The organism is Kitasatospora sp. NPDC003701, from assembly GCF_053587085.1.
Window position 1 is genome coordinate 42,097 of the sequence record NZ_JBSFNM010000010.1, and the last position, 20,519, is coordinate 62,615.

Annotated in this window: 19 protein-coding genes; 11 read left to right on the top strand and 8 right to left on the bottom strand. The window is 73.1% G+C overall.

What is annotated here, in order from left to right; all coding sequences use genetic code 11:
* Positions 1–45 precede the first annotated feature (45 nt).
* From ACWDRR_RS12270 to ACWDRR_RS12295, 6 genes are all read left to right on the top strand, one after another.
* Entirely contained in the window at positions 46–804 is a 759-nt protein-coding gene (locus tag ACWDRR_RS12270; protein ID WP_449772099.1) for a hypothetical protein, read from the top strand.
* A 196-nt stretch (positions 805–1,000) separates the two neighbouring features.
* On the top strand, positions 1,001–1,618 hold the full coding sequence (locus tag ACWDRR_RS12275) for a hypothetical protein (RefSeq protein WP_449772100.1): 618 nt from the start codon (positions 1,001–1,003) through the stop codon (positions 1,616–1,618).
* A 279-nt stretch (positions 1,619–1,897) separates the two neighbouring features.
* Entirely contained in the window at positions 1,898–2,845 is a 948-nt protein-coding gene (locus tag ACWDRR_RS12280; protein WP_449772101.1) for a hypothetical protein, read from the top strand.
* Positions 2,846–2,897: 52 nt separating this feature from the next.
* Entirely contained in the window at positions 2,898–3,716 is an 819-nt protein-coding gene (locus ACWDRR_RS12285; protein WP_449772102.1) for a hypothetical protein, read from the top strand.
* On the top strand, positions 3,713–4,591 hold the full coding sequence (locus ACWDRR_RS12290) for a hypothetical protein (RefSeq protein ID WP_449772103.1): 879 nt from the start codon (positions 3,713–3,715) through the stop codon (positions 4,589–4,591). The genes ACWDRR_RS12285 and ACWDRR_RS12290 overlap by 4 nt, the downstream gene beginning before the upstream one ends.
* Positions 4,588–5,694, top strand: a complete 1,107-nt coding sequence (locus tag ACWDRR_RS12295; protein ID WP_449772104.1) for a hypothetical protein — start codon at positions 4,588–4,590, stop codon at positions 5,692–5,694. The genes ACWDRR_RS12290 and ACWDRR_RS12295 overlap by 4 nt, the downstream gene beginning before the upstream one ends.
* An 86-nt stretch (positions 5,695–5,780) precedes the next feature.
* On the opposite strand, the gene ACWDRR_RS12300 is transcribed toward ACWDRR_RS12295, so the two are convergent.
* Genes ACWDRR_RS12300 through ACWDRR_RS12310 form a run of 3 tightly spaced genes read right to left on the bottom strand, consistent with a single transcriptional unit; the run spans position 5,781 to position 9,182 of the window.
* Positions 5,781–6,455 (bottom strand): hypothetical protein, encoded by a 675-nt coding sequence (locus tag ACWDRR_RS12300; RefSeq protein ID WP_449772105.1) that lies wholly within the window; start codon positions 6,453–6,455, stop codon positions 5,781–5,783.
* Positions 6,452–8,740 carry a hypothetical protein gene (locus tag ACWDRR_RS12305; protein ID WP_449772106.1) on the bottom strand — a complete coding sequence of 763 codons (2,289 nt, stop codon included), beginning with the start codon at positions 8,738–8,740 and terminating at the stop codon, positions 6,452–6,454. The genes ACWDRR_RS12300 and ACWDRR_RS12305 overlap by 4 nt, the downstream gene beginning before the upstream one ends.
* A gap of 13 nt (positions 8,741–8,753) precedes the next feature.
* On the bottom strand, positions 8,754–9,182 hold the full coding sequence (locus tag ACWDRR_RS12310; RefSeq protein ID WP_449772239.1) for a WXG100 family type VII secretion target: 429 nt from the start codon (positions 9,180–9,182) through the stop codon (positions 8,754–8,756).
* A gap of 190 nt (positions 9,183–9,372) precedes the next feature.
* On the opposite strand from ACWDRR_RS12310, the gene ACWDRR_RS12315 reads away from it, so the two are divergent.
* The 4 genes from ACWDRR_RS12315 to ACWDRR_RS12330 are packed head-to-tail and all read left to right on the top strand — an operon-like array spanning position 9,373 to position 12,956.
* Positions 9,373–10,344 carry an ABC transporter ATP-binding protein gene (locus ACWDRR_RS12315; protein ID WP_449772107.1) on the top strand — a complete coding sequence of 324 codons (972 nt, stop codon included), beginning with the start codon at positions 9,373–9,375 and terminating at the stop codon, positions 10,342–10,344.
* The gene (locus tag ACWDRR_RS12320; RefSeq protein ID WP_449772108.1) at positions 10,328–11,227 is read left to right on the top strand and encodes an ABC transporter permease; all 900 of its coding nucleotides are present in this window, start codon (positions 10,328–10,330) and stop codon (positions 11,225–11,227) included. The genes ACWDRR_RS12315 and ACWDRR_RS12320 overlap by 17 nt, the downstream gene beginning before the upstream one ends.
* Positions 11,228–11,252: 25 nt before the next feature.
* Positions 11,253–12,200 carry an ABC transporter ATP-binding protein gene (locus ACWDRR_RS12325; RefSeq protein WP_449772109.1) on the top strand — a complete coding sequence of 316 codons (948 nt, stop codon included), beginning with the start codon at positions 11,253–11,255 and terminating at the stop codon, positions 12,198–12,200.
* A 39-nt stretch (positions 12,201–12,239) separates the two neighbouring features.
* Positions 12,240–12,956: an ABC transporter permease gene (locus ACWDRR_RS12330; protein ID WP_449772110.1), complete on the top strand. Its 717-nt coding sequence runs from the start codon at positions 12,240–12,242 to the stop codon at positions 12,954–12,956.
* 66 nt (positions 12,957–13,022) lie between these two features.
* Here the strand turns inward: ACWDRR_RS12330 and ACWDRR_RS12335 are convergent, their stop codons facing one another.
* Complete coding sequence (locus tag ACWDRR_RS12335) at positions 13,023–14,261, bottom strand: CynX/NimT family MFS transporter (RefSeq protein WP_449772111.1); 1,239 nt, start codon at positions 14,259–14,261, stop codon at positions 13,023–13,025.
* A gap of 58 nt (positions 14,262–14,319) precedes the next feature.
* Positions 14,320–15,060, bottom strand: coding sequence for a FadR/GntR family transcriptional regulator (locus ACWDRR_RS12340; RefSeq protein WP_449772112.1), 741 nt, complete (start codon positions 15,058–15,060; stop codon positions 14,320–14,322).
* A 164-nt stretch (positions 15,061–15,224) separates the two neighbouring features.
* Here ACWDRR_RS12340 and ACWDRR_RS12345 point away from each other — a divergent pair, with 164 nt between their 5' ends.
* Positions 15,225–15,992 (top strand): sporulation protein, encoded by a 768-nt coding sequence (locus ACWDRR_RS12345; RefSeq protein ID WP_449772113.1) that lies wholly within the window; start codon positions 15,225–15,227, stop codon positions 15,990–15,992.
* A gap of 53 nt (positions 15,993–16,045) precedes the next feature.
* On the opposite strand, the gene ACWDRR_RS12350 is transcribed toward ACWDRR_RS12345, so the two are convergent.
* The 3 genes from ACWDRR_RS12350 to serS all read right to left on the bottom strand — a co-directional run bounded on the left by ACWDRR_RS12350 (position 16,046) and on the right by serS (position 20,205).
* Positions 16,046–17,854 carry an LCP family protein gene (locus ACWDRR_RS12350; protein WP_449772114.1) on the bottom strand — a complete coding sequence of 603 codons (1,809 nt, stop codon included), beginning with the start codon at positions 17,852–17,854 and terminating at the stop codon, positions 16,046–16,048.
* Between the two features lie 178 nt (positions 17,855–18,032).
* On the bottom strand, positions 18,033–18,881 hold the full coding sequence (locus ACWDRR_RS12355; RefSeq protein ID WP_449772115.1) for an HAD family hydrolase: 849 nt from the start codon (positions 18,879–18,881) through the stop codon (positions 18,033–18,035).
* Positions 18,882–18,930: 49 nt separating this feature from the next.
* Entirely contained in the window at positions 18,931–20,205 is a 1,275-nt protein-coding gene (serS, locus tag ACWDRR_RS12360) for a serine--tRNA ligase (protein WP_360636445.1), read from the bottom strand.
* Positions 20,206–20,519: the final 314 nt, after the last annotated feature.

Sequence of the window (20,519 nt, forward strand, 5' to 3'; positions counted from 1 at the left end):
GTTGTACGAGGACGCAGCAGGCGTCCCGACCAGCAGGGGGACCAGATGACCGAGAACCAGGCCGTCCAGCAGAAGTCCGTTCGCCGCAACCGGGTCGCCGTCGCGGCCTGCTTCGCCGCCGCGCTGATCACGGTCAGCGTCGTCGGCACCCAGTCGGCCACCGCCGACGGGGCCGCGCAGAACGCCGCGCAGCGCACCCCGGTCGCCGCCACCCCGGTCGCCGCCACCCCGGTCGCTGCCGCCCCGGTCACCGTCGCCCCCTCGGCCGCGCCCGCGGTCGCCGCGCCCGGACTCGGCTCCGCCGACCTCCTCCAGAGCGAGGACTCCGTCCAGCAGGGCCTGAACCCGGTCGGCGCGACCGTCGTGCTGACCGGACGCCAGGGGCTGTCCGCGTGCTCCGGCGAGGAGACGATGCGCGACCTGACCAAGGGCAAGGCCACCGCGTACGCGTCCGTGACCTGGACCTTCGACACCGACGGCCTCCTGACCGAGTCGGCCGCGAGCGCCCCCACGAAGGACGCGGCCGACACCTGGGAGAAGCAGCTCGTCGCGCTCGTCCAGGACTGCCAGGACGAGCCCGCCGGCCACTGGCACTACGGCGCGGCCCACACCCTGACCGTCTCCGGCGGCACCGCCCGCTGGTACCCGGCCTACAACGGCGACGGCGCCGTCAGCGGCGGGGTCGCGGTCCTGCGCAGCGGCACCGGGGTCGCCGTCGTCGAGCTCTCCGGCCGGACCGGCAACGCCGCCCCGACCGCCGTCGAGGGCATCGCCACCGCAGCACTGAAGCGCCTCTCCTCCTGAACGGCAGCCCCGCTCGGCTGGCCCCGCCGGGCGGAGCCGGCCCCGAACATCGAGCCCCGGACCACGGCTCGTCGCCGGACCCATCGGTGCTCCGGCGGGGCGGGGCTGACGGTGCGGGAGGTGGGGGAGGGAGGCGCTAGTGTGTCCGCCGCACGCCTCACAATCTGATCATGTGTTAAACGGGGGTTCATTCGTCATGCCTGTTTTCCGGAGAATGCTCGGCGCCGGCCTGGTCGCCACCGCCGCCCTGGGGCTCACCGCCTGCGGTCCGGACAACGCGTCCGACCAGGCGGGCGGTGGAGCGGCCGGGACGCCCGCCGCCACGTCCAGCGCCACACCGACCGGTGCCACGAAGCCGGGTGCCGCACCGACCACCGGCGCGGCGACCGGTACCGCCCCGGCGGGCGGCAAGAGCGCCAAGCCCTCGACGGGTGCCGGCGACGAGCCGGAGGGGTTCTGCGACGCCGCGCCGCTGCCCGCCGGGCAGAAGTGGATCTACCCGGCCAAGGGCACCACGGCGACCACGCTGGTCTACAAGGACACCAAGACGGCCTGCGGCGTCAACGACGTCGTCTTCGAGCCGGTCGGTGCCGACAAGACCGCGCCGTTCGCGCCCACCGCCAAGGGGCACCTGAACTCCGTCCTGGCCAAGCCCAAGGACGTCAACGTCGCCGACCTGGTGAAGCACATCGCCGAGTGCCTCGCCGACCCCACCAACGTCAAGGGCTCCTACCCCTGCTCGGCCGGGGACTACAAGGTCGCGATCGACTCCGCGGGCAAGGTCGTCGAGATGACCGAGCGCGCGCACTCCTGAGCGGCACCGGTCGATCGGGAGGGCGCGCCGGTCGGCCGGTCGGGCGGCGGGGCAGTCGGGCGGGTCGGCACGGGGTGCCGGCCCGCCCATTGCGGTTCGGTCACGGCATGTCCGATTGATTGATCATTGGGTGGGAGTGCGGTGATTGATTTTGTTGGCACAGGTCTCAGGCGGCTCTCATAATTCCAGGTGAGACGCGTGACGGTCGGCCTGGAGAGCCACGGGGGGTGGCCCGCGAGGGGCCCGTGCGCGATATTCCACAGTCCCCGGGGGAGCTCCTTGTCCGCGCCCGAAAACGTGCCGTCCGCCGCCGAACCGGCGAACGGTGCGGCGCCCGAATCCGCTGCCGTGCCCGCGGCCGTACCCACCACTGAATCCGGCGCCGAATCCGGCGCCGAATCCGTCGCCGGATCCGCTGCTCCGGCCGCCGCTCCCTGGCCCGCGCCGGCGCCCGCCTCCGGGCGGAAGCTGCCGCGTGCCGTCGGCGTGGCCCTGGCCACCGCCGGCCTGCTCGCCGTCACGGCGACCAGCGCCGCCGTCACCGTGGCCGTCGGCAAGCCGGATGCCCGGCCGGCCGTCGCGGCCGCCCCGGCCAAGGCCTCGCCGACCGCGACCGCGAGTGCGAGCCCGACCGCCACTGCGTCGGCCGCGCCCACCGTGGCACCGACCACCGCCGCGCCGACCACCGCCGCACCCGCGCCCAAGCCGACGAGCACCCTCAAGGGCAGCGTCAGCGGCGGCCGGCACGACGGCGATCTGCGCTACTTCCTGCTCCCGATCCCCGACGGCGGCGAGTCCTACGGGCCGTCGGACGGCATGAAGATGACCGATGACGAGGTGGCCGAACTGTTCGGCAACCAGGACGGCATCATCCGGATCCTCGGCTCGTACGGGTACAAGGGCGCCGCCACCCGGATGTACCGCACGGCCGACGGCAAGGCCGAGGTGACGGTCACCCTGCTGCACCTCGGTTCGACCTCGTCGGCGAGCGACTTCGTCAAGGGCTACACGATGAAGCTGGACCCGATCGAGATCGCCGGCGACCCCAATGCCCACGGCTACGTCCGCACGCCCAAGCAGCAGGCGTACACCGGCTCGATGACCGGCATCTCCAGCCAGGGCGACGTCCAGTACACGATCGACGTCGACGTGAAGGGGACTCCGGACAAGGCGCTGCTGAGCGAGCTGATGAAGCGCCAGCGCGAGTGGCTGTCCTCCGGCGGCTGAACCGCTCCGCCGCCCACGCCCGACGTCACCTTTCCCTTTCTGGAGCCACTCCGTGACCACCCGACCCGTGGAGCCGTCGCCCGCCGACGCGCCCGCGCCGGCCGAGGCGCCCGCCGCCGTACCGGCCGTACCCGCCGAGCCCTTCGCCGGCGCGTTCGTGCCCGCCGGGGCGGCCCCGTCCCTCCACCGCCCGCGCCGGCCGCGCCCGGTGCTGCTGCTGGTCTCCGGCCTGGTGCTGGGCACCGTGATCGGCGGCGCCGTCGGTTACGCCGTCCAGGCGAACCGCCCGCCGACCCCGCTGCCGCCGATCCAGGTCGCGCTGCCGTCCTACCCGGCCGAGGTGGTGGACCCGGCGGCCCTCGCCGCGGCGGCGCCCAAGCCGCCCGCCGTCGACGGCGATCTGCGGAAACTGCTGATGACCGCTCCGACCGGTGGCACGGCCTGGGCCGACTACCCGGACACGCCCACCTGGATCACCGTCGGCGAACTCGCCGAGCGCAGCGGCCGGTCGGCGGAGACCTTCAAGAACCTGAACAGCAAGGACTTCCGGCGCGCCGTCGAGGTGAACTGGAAGAAGGACGACCTGAAGGTCCGGGTCACGCTGATCCAGTACGCCGCGGACCGCGCCGCCGAGGCGAAGACCCGTGCGTCCGGCTACCGCCTCAAGCCCTTCGCGGACGACGCCAACGGCGGCTTCGAGGTCGGCAGCGAGCCCCTGTACTGGGCCGAGACCACCGAGCAGTACTACCTCGGGACGGCGCTGGCGCAGCGCGGCACCCTGGTGATGGAGGTCGAGGTCTTCGGCACGCGTCCCGTGAATCCCGATGTCGTGAAGGACATCGCCAAGCAGCAGTGGGAGCGGCTGGTATGAGCGACGACAGCACCGTGACCGGGGCCACCACCCCTGAGCAGGCCCCCGCCCAGGCCCCCGAGCCCGCGCCCGAGCAGGCCTTCGAGCACGCCCCCGGCCAGGTCCCCGTCCAGGCCCCCGCCGGTCCGCCCGCCGCCTCCGGCCGCCGGCTGCTCCGCGCCACCGGCGCGACCGTGGCGGCCGCGCTGGTCGGCGTGGTGATCGGCATCGGCGTCATCAAGACCCAGTACGACGACCCCGCGCCCGTCGTCGCCGCCGCGCCGACGGCAGCGGCGCCCGCCCCGAGCGCCACGCCCACCCCCTTCGGCGCCAAGTCCAACGGCAACCACTTCGGTTCGCTGCGCGACCTGCTGCTGCCCGTCCCGGCCGGCTACGCGCTCGGCCCGGACGAGGGCGGCTACGGCAACGACGTCGAGCTGTCGGCGGACCAGATCTCCGCCGAGCTGGACAACGACCTCCAGCAGATCCCCAAGGAGAAGCGGGACAAGCTCCGCCAGTACTGGGAGGGCCTGCACGTCAAGGCCACCGGGGTGCGCACCTACAAGGAGAAGGGGGACGGCCTGGTGATCGGTCTGAAGCTGCGCCAGTTCAACCAGCAGGAGGTGCAGAAGCTGAACGAGTACACGGCCGTGTTCACGGGCGACACCGGGCTCTTCCGCATCGGCCCCGAGATCCCCGGCCACCCCGAGGCGCACTGCTACCTGATGCCCGCTCCGCCGTCGGCGCCGATCGACTACCTGGAGTGCTCGGCCGCCGAGGGCGACCTTCTGGTGATCATGAATGTCGAGGGCGTGGCCCCGCTGCCCAAGGACAAGATCGTCACCCTCTTCACCCAGCAGCTCGACCGCCTTGCCAGCCCGGGAGCGTCCGCATGACCGACAGCGCCACCCCGCACGACAGCGCGGCCACCTCCGCCGACGCGCCCCCGGCTCCCGCGGCTCCCCCGGCGGCGACGTTCGCACCGCCCGCCGAGCCCCCGGCCGCGGAGCCCGCCGAGGCCGCCGTGGGCGCCCCCGGGGCCGACCCCTGGGCCGTCCCCGGAGCGGGGACCGTGCCGCTCCTGCCGCCGCCGAGCCCCGAGGAGCTCGCGGCCCGCCGCACCCGCCGGCGCAACGCGGCGCTGCGCTGGGGCGCGGCCGCCCTGGTCTGCGCACTGGCCGGTACGGGCGCCGCGGTGGCCGTCACCACGCCCGAGCGCACCGACATCCCGGGCCTGGCCACCAGGAGCGACGGCCGCTACACCTTCCCCGCGCTGGTCCTGCCGCCGCTGCCCTCCGGCAAGGCGGCGCCCAGGGAGAACAAGAGCCGCCACGCCGCCGACCTGCGGTACCTGCTCCTGCCCGCGCCCAAGGAGGCCGGCGGCTCGCTGGCCCCGGTGGTCTTCCCGACGCCGACCGCGCCCCCGACCGGTTCGCCGACCGCCTCGCCGAGCGCCTCGCCGAGCGCGTCCGGCAGCCCCTCCGCCGGCCCCGGCGCAAGCCCGTCGGGGAGCACCGGCCCGTCCGCCGGCGCCACGGGCGCCGGGGCGCCCACGGCCGAGTGGGCCGCCTGCGACGCGCTTGCCGCCGAGCAGAAGGAGCCCGGCGCCGTGCGCTCCCTGCTGCTGCGCAACGTCTGCCGCGCCGCCACCGTCCGGGAGTGGACCGCCTCCGACGGCACCCGCACCCAGATCCGGCTGCTCCGCTTCGGCTCCTCCGTCGAGGCCTGGGACGTCTTCGCCGAGCTGCGCGCCAACGGCGAACCGAAGGACCTGCCGGGCCTCAGGCCCACCACTCCCGAGGGCTGGGACTCGGTCTACGGCGTCGACCTCGCCACCCGCGAGAGCCCGGCGTCCGGCGCGGACGGCCGGAGCACCGGCCGGCTGGCCTACCTGGGGGCGGGCGATGTCATCGGCGTCGTCACGATGACCAACCCCCGGGGCGTCCCGGCCGCCGCCTTCCGCCAGGTCGTCACGCTCCAGTCCGACCTGCTGGCCTGACCGGGCCACCCGGTGGGCGGCGCGCCCTGCAGCGCGCCGCCCACCGGGACCCGGACCGGCCGTCGGTCAGGCCGGCCGGCCCTCCGTCACGCGCCCGTCCCGGACGGGCTCGCCGCGCCGCCGTCCGTCGGGCCCGCCGGGGTGAGCACGGGATCGCCGGTGGGCCGGCCGACCGGCGCGGTGCAGCCGAGCGGACCGCGCGCGGCACGCTCGGCGGTGGCCGCGGCGAGGCGGGCCCACGCCTGCGGCGTCCAGCGCGGCGAAGCCGCCTGCCCGCCGCCCCCGGCCGGCGGGGTCGGCCCGGCCTGGACGGTGAAGTACAGCGCCTTGCCGCCGGCCCGCAGATGGCTGCCGTCGCAGCGGAAGGTGAGGTCGGCGCCCCACCGGGTGGCCTCGCCGCGGTCGCCGAGGCCGAGCGCGAAGACCGGTTCCCCGGCCGGCGGGGCCGGGGCCCGGAGGCCGCCCGCCGGGGTCTCGCTGCCGGTGAGCCGGACGGTCAGGCCCAGCCCCTCGGTGGCCTCGACGGAGCAGGCCAGCAGTTGGAGCCCGGGCTGCTGCGCCGCGTCCAGCTGCCGGTCGAGGCGGTACGAGGCCCGCGCGCCCTCGTCGAGCAGGGCTTCGGCGTCACCGGTGCGGACGATGCCGTCGCAGGCCGTCCCCGCCGCCGGCCCGCCGCCACCGCCGTCGCTCCCGCAGCCGGTGAGGCCCACCGCGGCGGCCAGCGCCAGCGCGGCCGGCGCCGTCCGTCGCGCCGCCCTCACCCGGAGGCCTTCCCGTTCGAGCTCTGGCTGCCGGAGGAGCCGTCGGTGTAGCCGTCCAGGGCACGGTCCCCGGCGCTGTCGGCCAGCCGCTGGATGTCGTCGGGGCTGAGCTTGGTGCCGTTGGCGGCGTCGATGACGGCCTGCTTGGCACCGAGGGCCGCGCCCTCGCGGCCCTCGGCGACGAAGTCGCGGCCCTCCTGCTTGCCGTCCTCGCTGGTGTCGCGCTGGTTGGCCTCGACCACGCTGTCGGTGATCTGCTCGACGATGAAGTTGGCCGCCTCGCCCGCGATCGGGACCCGTTCGGTGGCCAGGCCGATCGTGGTGGTGAACGCCGTCGACGCGTAGCCGGCGTTCTTCTCCAGGGCCTCGTTGTACTCCTTGTCGGAGGCGGCGTGCTCGTGGTGGACCTCGTCGACCCGGGCCTCGTTGAGGATGCCGCTGATGACGCCGCCGGCCCGCGAGGTGGAGTCGATCTCCGACTCCAGCCGGGCGAAGTCGGTCTGCCCGCTGTCGATGTGACCGCGCACCACCGCGGTCGAGTACGCCTGGTTGGCGTTGACCACGGCGCCGTACGCGTCCGGGTCGCGGCCGAGCGCGTCGAGCAGGCCGCGCACCGGCGCCTCCTTCAGCCCGGCCGGGGCCCCGTTGACCGGCAGGTCGTCCTTGTGCGGGGAGAGCGCGCGCTGGGTGTCGCCCATGTAGTCGGCGGTCATGTGGCCGAGGCTGTCGCGCAGCGGCGCGAACTTGGCGTCCTCGCCCTTGAGGTCGTCGAGCACGCCGTTGCCGCCGTGGGTGCCGAAGGTCTGCACGACCCGGTTCATCACCTCGGCCTGGTCGGCGGTGTGCTTGGGCGCCACGCCGGAGTGGTCGTCGTACGGCCGGCCGGTGGTGGCCGCCTCCAGGGCGTGGCCGAGGGCGTCCGGACCGCTGCGCATGCCCTGCTGGCGCAGCTCGTTCTTCTGCGAGACGGTGTCCGGCGTGTACTCCTTGTCGTGCGTGAAGTACGTGAGGTAGTCCGAGGGCTTGACCTTGCCGTTGGGGTTGACGCTGCCGTCGGTGTTGTACGCGGTCGGCTGGTCGTGGAAGAACTTGGTGGCCGCCTCCGGGCTGTGGCCCAGTGCCTCCAGGACGGCGGTGGTCGGCTCCCAGCCCGAACCGCCCTCCTGGCCGAGGAGGTTGTAGCCGCGCCGGTCGCTGCGCGGGCCCATCACCGGGGCCGGCCAGTACTTGTCGTCGGTGTCCAGCTGGGTGATGTGCTCGGCGATCGGGTTGAGGAAGTGCGGGTCGTAGTCGCCGGTCCGCAGGATGCCGGAGAGGACCTGGTAGCCGTAGGGCGAGTAGTCCAGGCCGCTCTGGCGGTACGGCTTGTCCCACATCGTCTCGGCGCCGGCCTTGCGCAGGTCGGCGGCCCACTGGTCGGACAGGTGGGGCTCGTTGGTGGTGCGGGTGGCGGTGGCCAGGTTGAGGCCGAGGTTCTTCTGCAGCTCCTGGTACTGCTTCCACCGGGCGTCGCTGGCGCCGTTGAACTGCTGCTCGTCGCCGACCATGCTGTTCCAGGCCTGCAGCGTGCCCTTGGGGCCGAGGTCCTGGTAGAAGCGGGTGGAGAACTTCGGGTCGTTCGAGTTGGCGGCCAACAGCGAGTTGAGCTCGGTGAGTTCGGCGTCCGAGATCTTGCCGCCCTTGCCGGCCAGCTGGGCGGCCCGGATGCCGTCCGCCTCCGGGCCGCCGCCGACGGCCTTGGCGTTGAAGGACTTCACGTTGTCGGTGGAGGTGTCCGAGCGCAGCGCGTAGGCGGCGCGCTCGTCGGCGGCGGTGGCCTCCTGGACGGCCGCGTCGATGGCCTTGCGGGCCGCCTCGGCCTTGCCGCGGTACTCGTCGTTGTAGGCGCGGCTGGCGTCCGGGTCGTGCCGGGTCGCCGAGTCGGCCGGGGGCCAGCTGACGGTGCCGTCGTCGGTGACGGTCAGCCCGGCGCCGCGGGCGTCCGCGACGGCCTTGTCCAGCTTGGCCTTGGCGGCCTGGAAGTCGTTCCCGGCGTCCTTGAGGATCGAGGCGATCGCGGTCGCCTCGGTGGCGGCGGCGGTCAGCTGCTCGTTGGCCCGCTGGAGCTTGGGCCGGGCCTGGTCGGCGGTGGGGCCGCTCCAGTTGGCGGAGTTGACCTTGGCGATGACCGCGCTGTCCCACTCCTCGTCCATGGACTTCAGCTTCTTGACGACGTCTTCCCAGGCGGTGGCGGCGGTGCCGAGGACGTCCAGCTTGGCGGTGCTCAGCTCGTGGAAGTCGACCATGTCGTCCGCCCCCTCAGCCCTTCATGTCGTGCTTGACGGCGGTTTCGTTGTTGCGGTAGTTCGTGGCGCTGTCGCGCAGGGCCTGGGTGAGTTCGCCGATGGTGTTGTTCAGGGCGGCGATCTGCTGGTCCCAGGTGGCGGCGGTCTGCGCGGCCGCCTTCCCGGTGCTCCAGTTGGCCAGCGAGGTGGCCACCTGGGTGGTCTCGTCGTCGGCGGCCCGGCCGTCCCCGTTGAGCCGGCCGTGGATCTGGTCGGACGAGTTGGCGGCGGAGTCCAGCGCGGCGGGATCGACCCCGACGGTGCCGCCGTCGCCGGGGGCGTTCGCCGAGTTGATCCGGGTGCGGGCACCCTCCTGCTGCCTGGCCGCGGCGGTCAGGTTCCCGTCGGCGTCGTACGCCCAGGGGTTCATCATCCGGTCAAATGCGGTCGCGCGATCCGACATGGTGCTCACGTCCCTCCCTGCCGGGCACTCTCCCCGGCGGCCCCCGTGTTAGGAATTCGCAAAGAATACAAGGGAGGTGGCGTGCCGGAACCCCTAGGGGATCACCGGGCCGATGTCATACCGCAGCATCACGGGGCGTCGTCATTCGAGCTCATGACCTGCACGGGGCGGCCACACTACGGTGAGGGACGTGTCCACTGTCATCAAGACGGACGGCCTCACCAAGAGGTTCCCCCGGGTCACTGCCCTCGATCAGCTCACCGTTGAGGTGGAGCCCGGGGTGGTCGGCCTGGTGGGGGCGAACGGGGCGGGCAAGTCCACACTCATCAAGATCCTGCTCGGGCTGGCCCCGGCGACCTCCGGCACGGGGCGGGTCCTCGGGCTCGACGTCGCCACCCAGGGGTCGCAGATCCGCGAGCAGGTCGGCTACATGCCGGAGCACGACTGCCTGCCGCCGGACGTCTCGGCGACGGAGTTCGTGGTGCACATGGCACGGATGGCCGGGCTGCCGGCCGCCGCCGCCCGCGAGCGGACGGCCGACACGCTGCGCCACGTCGGGCTCTACGAGGAGCGGTACCGGCCGATGGGCGGGTACTCGACGGGCATGAAGCAGCGGGTCAAGCTGGCCCAGGCGCTGGTGCACGACCCGAAGCTGGTGCTGCTGGACGAGCCCACCAACGGCCTGGACCCGGTCGGCCGGGACGACATGCTGGCGCTGATCCGCCGGGTGCACACCGACTTCGGCATCTCGGTGCTGGTCACCACCCACCTGCTCGGCGAGCTGGAGCGGACCTGCGACCACCTGGTGATCATCGACGGGGGCAAGCTGCTGCGCTCCTCGTCCACCGCCTCCTTCACCGGGGTCACGGCCACCCTCGCGGTCGAGGTGACGGACTTCCCGGACGACCACACCCGCGACGCGAGCGCCGTCGTGCACGAGCGGCTGGCCGCCGCCGGGCTCTCGGTGCAGCCGGAGGGCGCGCGGATCCTGCTGGTGCGGCTCGCCGGCGACGACACCTACGACACCATCCGCGACACCGTCGCGGACCTCGGCCTCGGGCTGGTCCGGCTGGAGCAGCGCCGCCACCGGGTCGCCGAGCTGTTCACGGACACCAGCGGTACGCAGAGCAAGGGAGGTACCGCAGATGGCGCTGCCGTCTGAGGCCAGGCCGCTCGACACCGGCGTCATCCACGACATCGGTTACCGCGGCTACGCCGGCCCCCGGCTCGGCCGGGCCTACGCCACCCGCGCGCTGTTCACCCAGAGCCTGCGCGCCGCGTACGGCCTCGGGCGCTCCGGCCGGTCCAAGGTGCTGCCGATGCTGCTGCTCGGCGTGGTCACCGTGCCGGCCGCGATCATGGTGGCGCTCGCGCTCAGCCAGCACCAGGACGAGCTGCCGGTCGACTACCCCGAGTACCTCGGGATGCTCGGGCTGCTGGTCTCGATCTTCCTGGCCTCGCAGGCGCCCGTCCTGCTCTCGCGGGACCTCCGGCACCACACCGTCCCGCTGTACTTCTCCCGCCCGATCACCCGGGCCGACTACGTGCGGGCCAAGTTCGCCGCGATGGCCGCCGCCCAACTGCTGCTGATGGCGGCGCCGCTGCTGGTCCTCTACCTCGGTGCGCTGCTCGGCGGGCTGGACTTCGGGCACAACACCGCGCACTTCCTCTACGGCCTGGTGACGGCCGTGCTGTACGCCCTGGTGCCGACCTCGGTCGCGCTGGTGATCGCCGCCGCCACGCCGCGCCGCGGCTTCGGGGTGGCCGCGATCATGGGCTACCTGGCGATCAGCACCGCCGTGGTCGGGGTCGTCGTCGGCATCAGCGGCGGTCCCGGCAACGTGCCGGACTCCGCGCAGTGGGTGGCCCTGCTCTCGCCCGACGGGCTGGTGGAGAGCCTGGTGAACCAGCTGTTCGACCTCGGGAGCGACCCGGGCCGGATGCACGCGCCCGGCGCCCTCGGTGCGGTGGTCTTCGCCGCCACCGCCGCCGCGATGGTGGCCGGCTCGTACGCGCTGCTGCTGCGCCGCTACCGCAACATCTGACAACCGCAGGATCTGAGAGGGCGTCATGGCCACCATCACCATCGACAAGGTCTCCCGCTGGTTCGGCAACGTGGTCGCCGTCAACGACGTCAGCATGGCGATCGGTCCCGGCGTCACCGGCCTGCTGGGGCCCAACGGTGCGGGCAAGTCCACCCTCATCCACATGATGAGCGGCTTCCTCGCCCCCTCCACCGGGGCGGTCACCCTGGACGGCGCGCCGATCTGGCGCAACCAGGAGGTCTACCGGCAGATCGGACTCGTCCCCGAGCGGGAGTCGATGTACGACTACCTGACCGGCTGGGAGTTCGTGCTCGCCAACGCCGAACTCCACGGCCTCGCCGACCCGGCCGCCGCCGCCCGCAGGGCGCTGTCCCTGGTGGAGATGGAGTACGCCCAGGACCGGAGGACCGGGACGTACTCCAAGGGCATGAAGCAGCGCGTCAAGATGGCGTCGGCGCTGGTCCACGACCCGTCCGTGCTGCTGCTCGACGAGCCGTTCAACGGCATGGACCCGCGCCAGCGGCTGCAGCTGATGGAGCTGCTGCGCCGCTTCGGCGCCGACGGACGCACGGTGCTCTTCTCCTCGCACATCCTGGAAGAGGTCGAGCAGCTGGCCCGGCACATCGAGGTCGTGGTGGCCGGCCGGCACGCCGCCTCCGGGGACTTCCGCAAGATCCGCCGGCTGATGACCGACCGGCCGCACCGCTACCTGGTCCGCTCCAGCGACGACCGCCGGCTGGCGGCCGCCCTGATCGCGGACCCGTCCACGGCCGGCATCGAGCTGGACCGGCAGCGCCCCGGGGCCGGAGCGGCCCCGGGCGAGGCGGGCGGGCTGCGGATCCAGGCGGTCAACTTCCAGGGCTTCACCACCCTGCTGCCGAAGGTCGCCCAGCAGGCCGGCGTCCGGCTGTACACCGTCGCTCCGGCCGACGAGTCGCTGGAGAGCGTCTTCTCCTACCTCGTCTCCGCGTAGCACCACCCCCGGAACCGGACCCAGGAAGGCCGACCAACCATGAACCCGACCGTCGCCAGGCTGACGCTGCGCGGCCTGCTGGGCCGCCGCCGCGGCATCCTGCTGCTGGTGGTCCCCGCCCTGCTGCTGCTCGTCTCGGCGATCGCCAGCGGCTCCAGCGGGGACAAGCACGACCTGACCGTCAAGATCCTCGGCCAGCTGGGCCTCGGCACGCTGCTGCCGATCCTCGGCCTGGTCGTCGGCACCGGCGCCATCGCCACCGAGATCGACGACGGCTCGATCGTCTACCTGCTGGCCAAGCCGCTGCCCCGCTGGAAGATCATCACCACCAAGCTGGTCGTGGCGGTCGGCACCACCTGGGTGTTCTCGGCGATCCCGGTCATGCTGGCCGGCCTGCTGCTGTACGGCACCGAGGACGGCCTGGCGCTCGGCTACACCGTCGCCGCGCTGGTGGCCGGAGCGGCGTACAGCGCGCTGTTCCTGCTGCTCGGCGTGGTCACCCGGCACGCGGTGGTGGCCGGTCTGGCGTACGCGCTGATCTGGGAGTCCCTGATCGGCAACTTCGTGCACGGCGCCAAGACGCTCAGCATCCAGCAGTGGGGGCTGTCGGTGGCCGAGGCGGTGGCCGGGAAGGGCGCGATCACCGCGGACGTCGCGCTCGGGGTGGCCGTTCCGCTGCTGCTGGTGCTCACGGTGGCGGCAACGGTGCTCGCCTCGGTGCGGCTGGCCGGGCTGACCCTGGCCGCCGAGGAGTAGCCCGCCGCCGGGCGGGCCCGGCCCGCCCGGCGGACCGGGCCCCGCGGAGGAGCTGCGCCGGGTGCGTCAGAGCGTCCGGTCGCGGCCCGCGCCCCAGCCGGCCACCGCGGCGACGGCCGCCAGCACCAGCATCAGCACCAGCGGGGTGTTCCAGTCACCGGTCAGCTGGTGCAGCGCCCCGGCGCCGACCGGCCCGGCCGCGGCCACCAGGTAGCCGACCGCCTGCGACATGCCGCCCAGCCGGGCGGCGCCGGCCGCGCTGTCGGTGCGCAGCACGATGAACGCGAGCGCGAGGCCGAGCGAGCCGCCCTGGGCGATGCCCAGCACGGTGGCCGACACCCAGGCGCCGGACACCGGCGAGACCAGCAGGACGGTGATGCCGACCGCGTTCAGCGCGGCCATCACCACGGCCAGCGTCCGCTGCCGGGTCATCCGGCCGGCGATCAGCGGCACCAGGAAGGCGCCGGCCACCTGGACCAGGTTGGAGAAGGCGAAGACCAGGCCGGCCTCGCCGCGGTCCATCCCGTGGTCGGCCAGGATGGTCGGCATCCACGCCACCAGGGTGTAGACCAGCAGCGACGAGATGCCCATGAACAGGCTGATCTGCCAGGCCAGCGGCGAACGCCAGACCCCCTCGACCGGCCGGCCGGCGGGAGCCGCCACCGCCGCCACCGCCGCCTTCTCCCGGCGCGAGCGCAGCACCTGCGGCAGCCAGGCGACGGCCGCGACCAGGGCCAGCAGCGACCAGGCGCCGAGCGAGGCCTGCCAGCCGCCGCCGAGGGCGTGCTCCAGCGGCACCGAGCTGCCGGCGGCGAGCGTCGCGCCGACCAGCATGGTGGTCGAGTAGACGCCGGTCATGGTCGCCGCCCGGCCCGGGAACTCGCGCTTCACCAGGCCCGGCATCGAGACGTTCAGCACCGCGATCGCGACACCGATCACCACGCAGCCGGCGTACAGCGCGGCCACCGAGGGCAGCACCCGCAGCAGCACGCCGGCGCCGAGCACCAGCACCGCGCCCAGCACCACCCGCTCGGTGCCGAACCGCCTGGTCAGCCGGGGGGTGAGCGGGGCGCCGACGCCCTGGAAGAGCACCGGCACGGTGGTGATCAGACCGCTCGCGGTGGCGGAGAGGCCGAAGGTGCGCTGGATCTCGCCGACCATCGGCGAGATCGCCGCCAGGCAGGCCCGCATGTTGAGGGCGACCAGCAGGATGCCGGTCAGCAGCAGGGCCGGGTGGGCGAGTCGGGTGCGGACGGGGAGCGGGGAGGTGGTGACGACCGGCTGCTGGGCACGGGTGACGGCCATGGGGCGTGCTGCTCTTTCGTGAAACGGGGGCTACGGACGCGGAAGGGGCGGGCGCCGCTTACTTCCGGGCCGCGATGGTCGCGAGCAGCTGCTCGACGGCCGCGGTCGGCTCGGCGAGCAGCGCCCGACAGGCGGCCTCGGCGCGGTCCGGGTCACCGCTCTCGATCGCGTCCACCAGCGCCGCGTGGGTGGCCACGACCACCTCGGGCATCTCGTGGTCGCCGAAGGCCGTCCGCATCGACTCCCGCACCGAGGCGCCGAAGTACCGGTACACCTCGGTCAGCGCGGGGTTGTGCGCGGCCTCGACCACGGCGGTGTGGAACTCCAGGTCGTGCTCGACGGTCGCCTCGCGGCCGGCCCGCTCGGGGTGCGCCGCGATCACCTCGGCCTCGCGGGCCAGCGCGGCCCGCATCCGGACGATGTCCTCGGGCGTGTGCCGCAGCGCGGCCAGCCGGGCGCCCTCGGCCTCCAGCGCCGCCCGGACCTCCAGGACGTCCCGGACGCCGGAGCGCTGCACGCCCCGCAGGACGGAGGCCGGGTCACTGGTGCTGCGCACGAAGGTGCCCTCGCCCTGGCGGGAGACCAGCATCCCGGCGTGCACCAGCACCCGGATCGCCTCCCGCACGGTGTTCCGCCCGACCTGCAGCCGCTCGGCCAGCTCGTGCTCGGTGGGGATCCGCGAGCCGACCGGCCAGGCGCCGGCGGCGAGCTGCTCGCGCAGCTGGTCGATGGCGGTGTCCACCAGGGAGCGCCGGCCGGCGGCCTGCAAGGTGTCCTGGCTGTGGCCGGACGCGGTCATGGCGGAGCTCCCCTCGGTTCCCGTTCGGTGGTCGTCGGTCATCCTACAACTGATTGCCCGGTCATCCTACAACTGACCCCGGGCGGGTTCGGGGAACCGTCCGGGCCGTCCTGGCGTTCCTCCCGACGACTTCGGTCCACCCCTATTTCGAGGAGAGCGCCCCCATGGTGTTCAAGAAGCTGCTCGGTGCCCTGGGCGTCGGCGGTCCCGGCGTCGACACCGTCCTGACCACGCCGGTCGTGCAGCCCGGCGGCACCCTGCACGGGACGGTCGAGCTGACCGGCGGGACGGTCGAGGCGGACATCCGGGGGATCACGCTGACCCTGGTCGCCCGGGTGGAGATCGAGCACGAGGAGGGCGAGAGCACCGGCCTCTACCCGTTCGCGCGGTTCTCCGTCACCGCGCCGCTGGTGCTGGCGCCCGGTGAGAACCGGTCGATCCCGTTCGCCGTCCAGGTGCCGTGGGAGGCGCCGGTCACCGTCGTCGCCGGGCAGCACCTGCACGGCATGCAGCTCGGCGTGCGGACGGAGGTCGACATCGCGGGCGCGCTCGACAAGGGCGACTCCGACCCGCTGGAGATCGAGCCGCTGCCGGTGCAGCGCCGGATCCTGGACTCCCTGCTGCAGCTCGGCTTCCGGTTCCGCTCGGCCGACCTGGAGGCCGGCCACATCCGGGGCACCGGCCAGACGCTGCCGTTCTACCAGGAGATCGAGTTCTCCGCCGCGCCGCAGTACGCGCACGCCTGCAACTCGCTGGAGGTCAGCTTCGTCACCACCGCGCACCGGGTCGAGGTGGTGCTGGAGGCGGACAAGCGCGGCGGCCTCTTCGGCCACGGCGGCGGCGACGTCATCCGCACCCACGTGGTCGAGCACGGCCAGGCCGACCAGGACCTCACCGGTCTGGTCGACGGCTGGATCCGCGCCGCGCTCTGACACCCGCGCCGCCGCCGGCCCCGGGTGTCCAGGGACCGGCGGCGGTCGGTCGGCTATCCGTAGGAGACGTTGCTGCAGATGTCGTCGTCGGCCGAGCGGGCCTCGTTGACCACCTCGCTGGGCAGCGGGGCCGGCACGCTGGGGGCGGCGGTGGCCGTGGTGGGGTTCGCCGCGGCGTAGTCCTTGCCGAGGACGAGGCTGATGCCGGCCGCCGAGGTGGGCGTCAGGACGGCGCCCGGGAACATCGCCGCGATCTTCTCGGCGTTGGCCTTCTGGCCGGTGCCGTACTCCACCGTGGTGGTCGCCTTGTTGGTGTTCTTGGCGGTGGTGGTCCCGGTGACGGTGACCTTGTTGGTCTTGAGCGTCTCGGCCGCCTTGGCGGCCAGGCCGGTGACGGTGGTCCCGTTGTAGACCGAGACCTTCACCGGCGGGCCCTCCACGGGGGCCGAGGTGGGCGCGGCCGGCGTGGTCTCGGCGGGGGCCGGGGTCTGCGGGGCGTCCTCCTGCTTGCCCGTGGCGTCCTCACCGTCGATGGTGCGGTCTGCCTGGAGGGTCTTCCAGAGGTTGTCGACGGCCGGGTGGACCAGGTCGATCCGGGGGCCGTTGTAGCGCCACGGCGTGGTGAGGAACTTGACGTCGTGCAGGTCGATGTTCTTCATCGACAGCGCGAAGTCCATCAGCTTCTTGGCCGAGTCCAGCCCGGGGTCGACCGTCATCGACTTGGTGGCGGCGTCGGCCAGCGGCAGCAGCGTGGTCGGGTTCAGGCCCTCGCCCTTGACCTTGGCCATCAGCGAGGCCAGGAAGGCCTGCTGGCGCTTCATCCGGCCGACGTCGGACTCGTCGCCGATGCCGTGCCGCAGCCGGACGTAGTCCAGCGCCTTCTGGCCGGCGAGCTTCTGCTTCCCCTTGGGCAGGACGACCTTGCCCTTCTTGCCCAGGTTGGGGTTGAGGTGCCCCTCGTAGATGTCGTTCGGCAGGCAGACGTCGACGCCGCCGACGGCCTCGGTCATCGCCGCGAAGCCCTCGAAGTTCACTTCTATGGTGTGGTCGACCCGGATGCCGGTGAGCTTCTCCACCGTGTTCTGGGTGCAGGCCGGGTTGCCGCTCTCGCTGTTGCCCACCGAGAAGGCCGAGTTGAACATCTGCCCGGGCGACTCCTTGGTCCACTTGCCATTCGGCAGCTTGCAGGCCGGGATGGTCACCAGCGCGTCGCGCGGGATCGAGATGCCCACCGCGTGCTTGTGGTCCGCGTAGACGTGCAACAGGATCGTGGTGTCCGAGCGGGCACCGCCCTCGTTGCCGCCGCCGAGGTCGCTGTTGTTGCCGGCCCGCGAGTCGGAGCCGATCAGCAGGACGTTGACCGGCTTGTTGCCGTTGGCGTCGGCGACCGCCTCCGGCGGGCGGTCGGTGGCGATCGCGTCCGCGTCGAAGGACTTGATGTTGCCGTTCAGCTTGTAGTAGATCGCGCCGCCGGCGCCGGCCAGCACCACCAGGACGCCGGCCACCGACCAGGCCACGACCTTCTTGACGTTCTTCTTGGGCTTGCGGCTGTTGCGCGCGGCCGCCCGGCCGCCCGCCGCGGTGCCGTCGGACTTCCCGCCCTCGCCCTTGCCGCCGTCACCCTTGCCGCGGCCGCCGCCCTTGCCCTGGGCGGCCCGCCGGGCCTCCGCCCGGCCGCCCGGCCGGGGCGCGGGGACGCGCCCGGTGGCTTCGGCCGCCTTCTCGGTGCCGACGCCGCCGCGTGAGCCGCTGCCGGCCCGCGGGGTGCCGGCAGCGCGCGCGGCGCCGGTGCTGCGGGAGGCGTTCGCGGCGCGCCGCCGCCCGTCCGCCCCCGACGTGCTCTCGTCCCACTGGCCTGACATGCGCGTACCTCTCAGCGGCGGAAGCAGCAGTCCTGTGCGTGTCCGGCGGGCACGGCCCGGGTCGGCCGGGAGGACTGCACAGGAGCACCGCACCGGGAGACGCGGAGCTTCAGCGGAGCATACAAACTCTTCCTGTGACGGTCAGCATCCGGGTGCCGTGGAACGGCCCCCGCCCGTCTCACCGCTGTGGGTAGAGCCGCTCCAGCACGGCGGCGACGCCGTCCTCGTCGTTGCTGACGGTGACTTCGTCGGCGACCGCCAGCAGCTCCGCGTGCGCGTTGGCCATCGCGACGCCGTGCGCCGCCCAGCCGAACATCGGCACGTCGTTTGGCATGTCGCCGAAGGCGATGGTGTCGGCGGCGCGCAGGCCCAGGCGGCGGGCGGCGACGGCCAGGCCGGTGGCCTTGGAGAGGCCCAGCGGCAGCAGCTCGACGATGCCGGCGCCCGCCATGACGACGCCGACCAGGTCGCCGGCGACCCGGCGGGCGGTCTCGGCGAGGGCGTCGTCGGTCAGACCGCGGTGCTGGACGTAGAGCTTGCTGAGCGGGGAGGCGAACAGCTCGCCCTTGTCGACCCGGACCACCGGCAGGTCCGAGCCGATCAGCAGTTCGTAGCCGGGGCCGGCCAGGACGTCGCCGTCCAGGCCGTCCTGGTTGGCGGCGACGGCCAGCGGGCCGGTCTCCGCCTCGATCTTGGCGACGGCCAGCGCGGCCAGCCGGCGGTCCAGGGTGAGCGAGGTGAGCAGCTTGTGCGCGCCCGCGTCGTAGACCTGTGCACCCTGGCCGCAGACCGCTATGCCCCGGTAGCCGATCTCGTCGAAGACCGGGCGGGCCCAGGCGGCCGAGCGGCCGGTGACGATGATGTGCACCGCCCCGGCGCCGGTGGCCGCGGCCAGTGCGGCGCGGGTGCGCGCGGAGACGGTCTCCTCGCCGGTCAGCAGGGTGCCGTCGAGGTCGGTGGCGACCAGCCGGAAGGGCAGGTCGCCACCGGCGACGGGGGAGACGGGGCTGGGGCTGGTACTGCTCATGGGCCGTGCGTCTCCCGGGAGTTGCTTTCGGGCGGTGGTGCGGTGGGCGTTACTTGACCGGGGGCAGGACGGAACGCCCGCCGAGGAACGGCCGCAGCGCCTCCGGGACCACCACCGAGCCGTCGGCCTGCTGGTGGTTCTCCAGGATCGCCACGATGGTGCGCGGGACGGCGACCAGGGTGCCGTTCAGCGTGGCCAGCGGGCGGACCTTGCCCTCCTCGCGCATCCGGATGGAGAGCCGGCGGGACTGGTACTCGGTCGTGTTGGAGGTCGAGGTGACCTCGCGGTACTTGCCCTGGGTCGGGATCCACGCCTCGATGTCGAACTTGCGCGCGGCCGAGGAGCCGAGGTCGCCGGAGGCGACGTCGATCACCCGGTAGGGCAGCTCCAGGGCGTTGAGGAAGTCCTTCTCCCACTGCAGCAGGCGACGGTGCTCGTTCTCGGCGTCCTCGGGCGTGGTGAAGACGAACATCTCCACCTTCTCGAACTGGTGGACGCGGATGATGCCGCGGGTGTCCTTGCCGTAGGTGCCGGCCTCGCGGCGGAAGCAGGACGAGTAGCCGGCGTAGCGCAGCGGCAGCTTGTCCGCGTCGATGATCTCGTCCATGTGGTACGCCGCGAGCGGGACCTCGCTGGTGCCGACGAGGTAGCGCTCCTCCTCTTCGAGGAAGTACACGTTCTCGGCGGCCTGGCCGAGGAAGCCGGTGCCGTCCATGGCGGCCGGGCGGACCAGGGCCGGGGTGATCATCGGGGTGAAGCCGGCCGCGGTGGCCTGGGTGATCGCCATGTTGACCAGGGCGAGCTCCAGCAGCGCGCCGACACCGGTCAGGTAGTAGGACCGCGCGCCGGCGACCTTGGCGCCGCGCTCGGTGTCGATCGCGCCGAGGATCTGCCCCAGCTCGACGTGGTCACGGGGCTCGAAGCCCTCGGCGGCGAAGTCGCGCGGAGTGCCGATCTCCTCCAGCGTGACGAAGTCCTCCTCGCCGCCGACCGGGGCGGCCGGGTCGATGAGGTTCGCCAGCGAGCGGAGCAGGCGCTCGGCCTCCTCCTTGGCCACGCCCTGTTCGGCGTCGGCGGCCTTGACCTCCTCGGCGAGCGCCTTGGTGCGCTGCAGCAGGGCGGTCTTCTCCTCGCCCTGGGCCTTGGCGACCTGCTTGCCGAGCGTCTTCTGCTCGTTGCGGAGCTCGTCGAAGCGACTGCCCGAGGACCGCCGCCGTTCGTCGGCGGAGAGGAGGGCGTCGACCAGGTCGACGTCCTCGCCACGGACGCGCTGCGAGGCGCGCACTCGGTCAGGGTCCTCACGGAGCAGGCGAAGGTCAATCACGGGCCCAAGCCTACCGGGCGGGGGCCCGTCCACCGGTAGGGGATTTCCCCTGGGGATAACTCGCCAAAGCCTGTGGATAACTTCTGTGGGCAATCGCCCGGGGCCGAGTTATCCACAGGAGGATCCGGTGGGCTGTGGATGGACGGGCTTCGGGTGGGGACGGTGTGTTGAACCGAAGAATTGAGGTTTCAAACCTCATTTGACCTTCCCGAGTGAGGGAATTGAAGCACTCAGACGGGTGATTTGCTGGCACACGGGTGACTCTGGTCCGATTAGTCATCTCTACGCCGCTAACCGGTGTTCCGACCGAAACG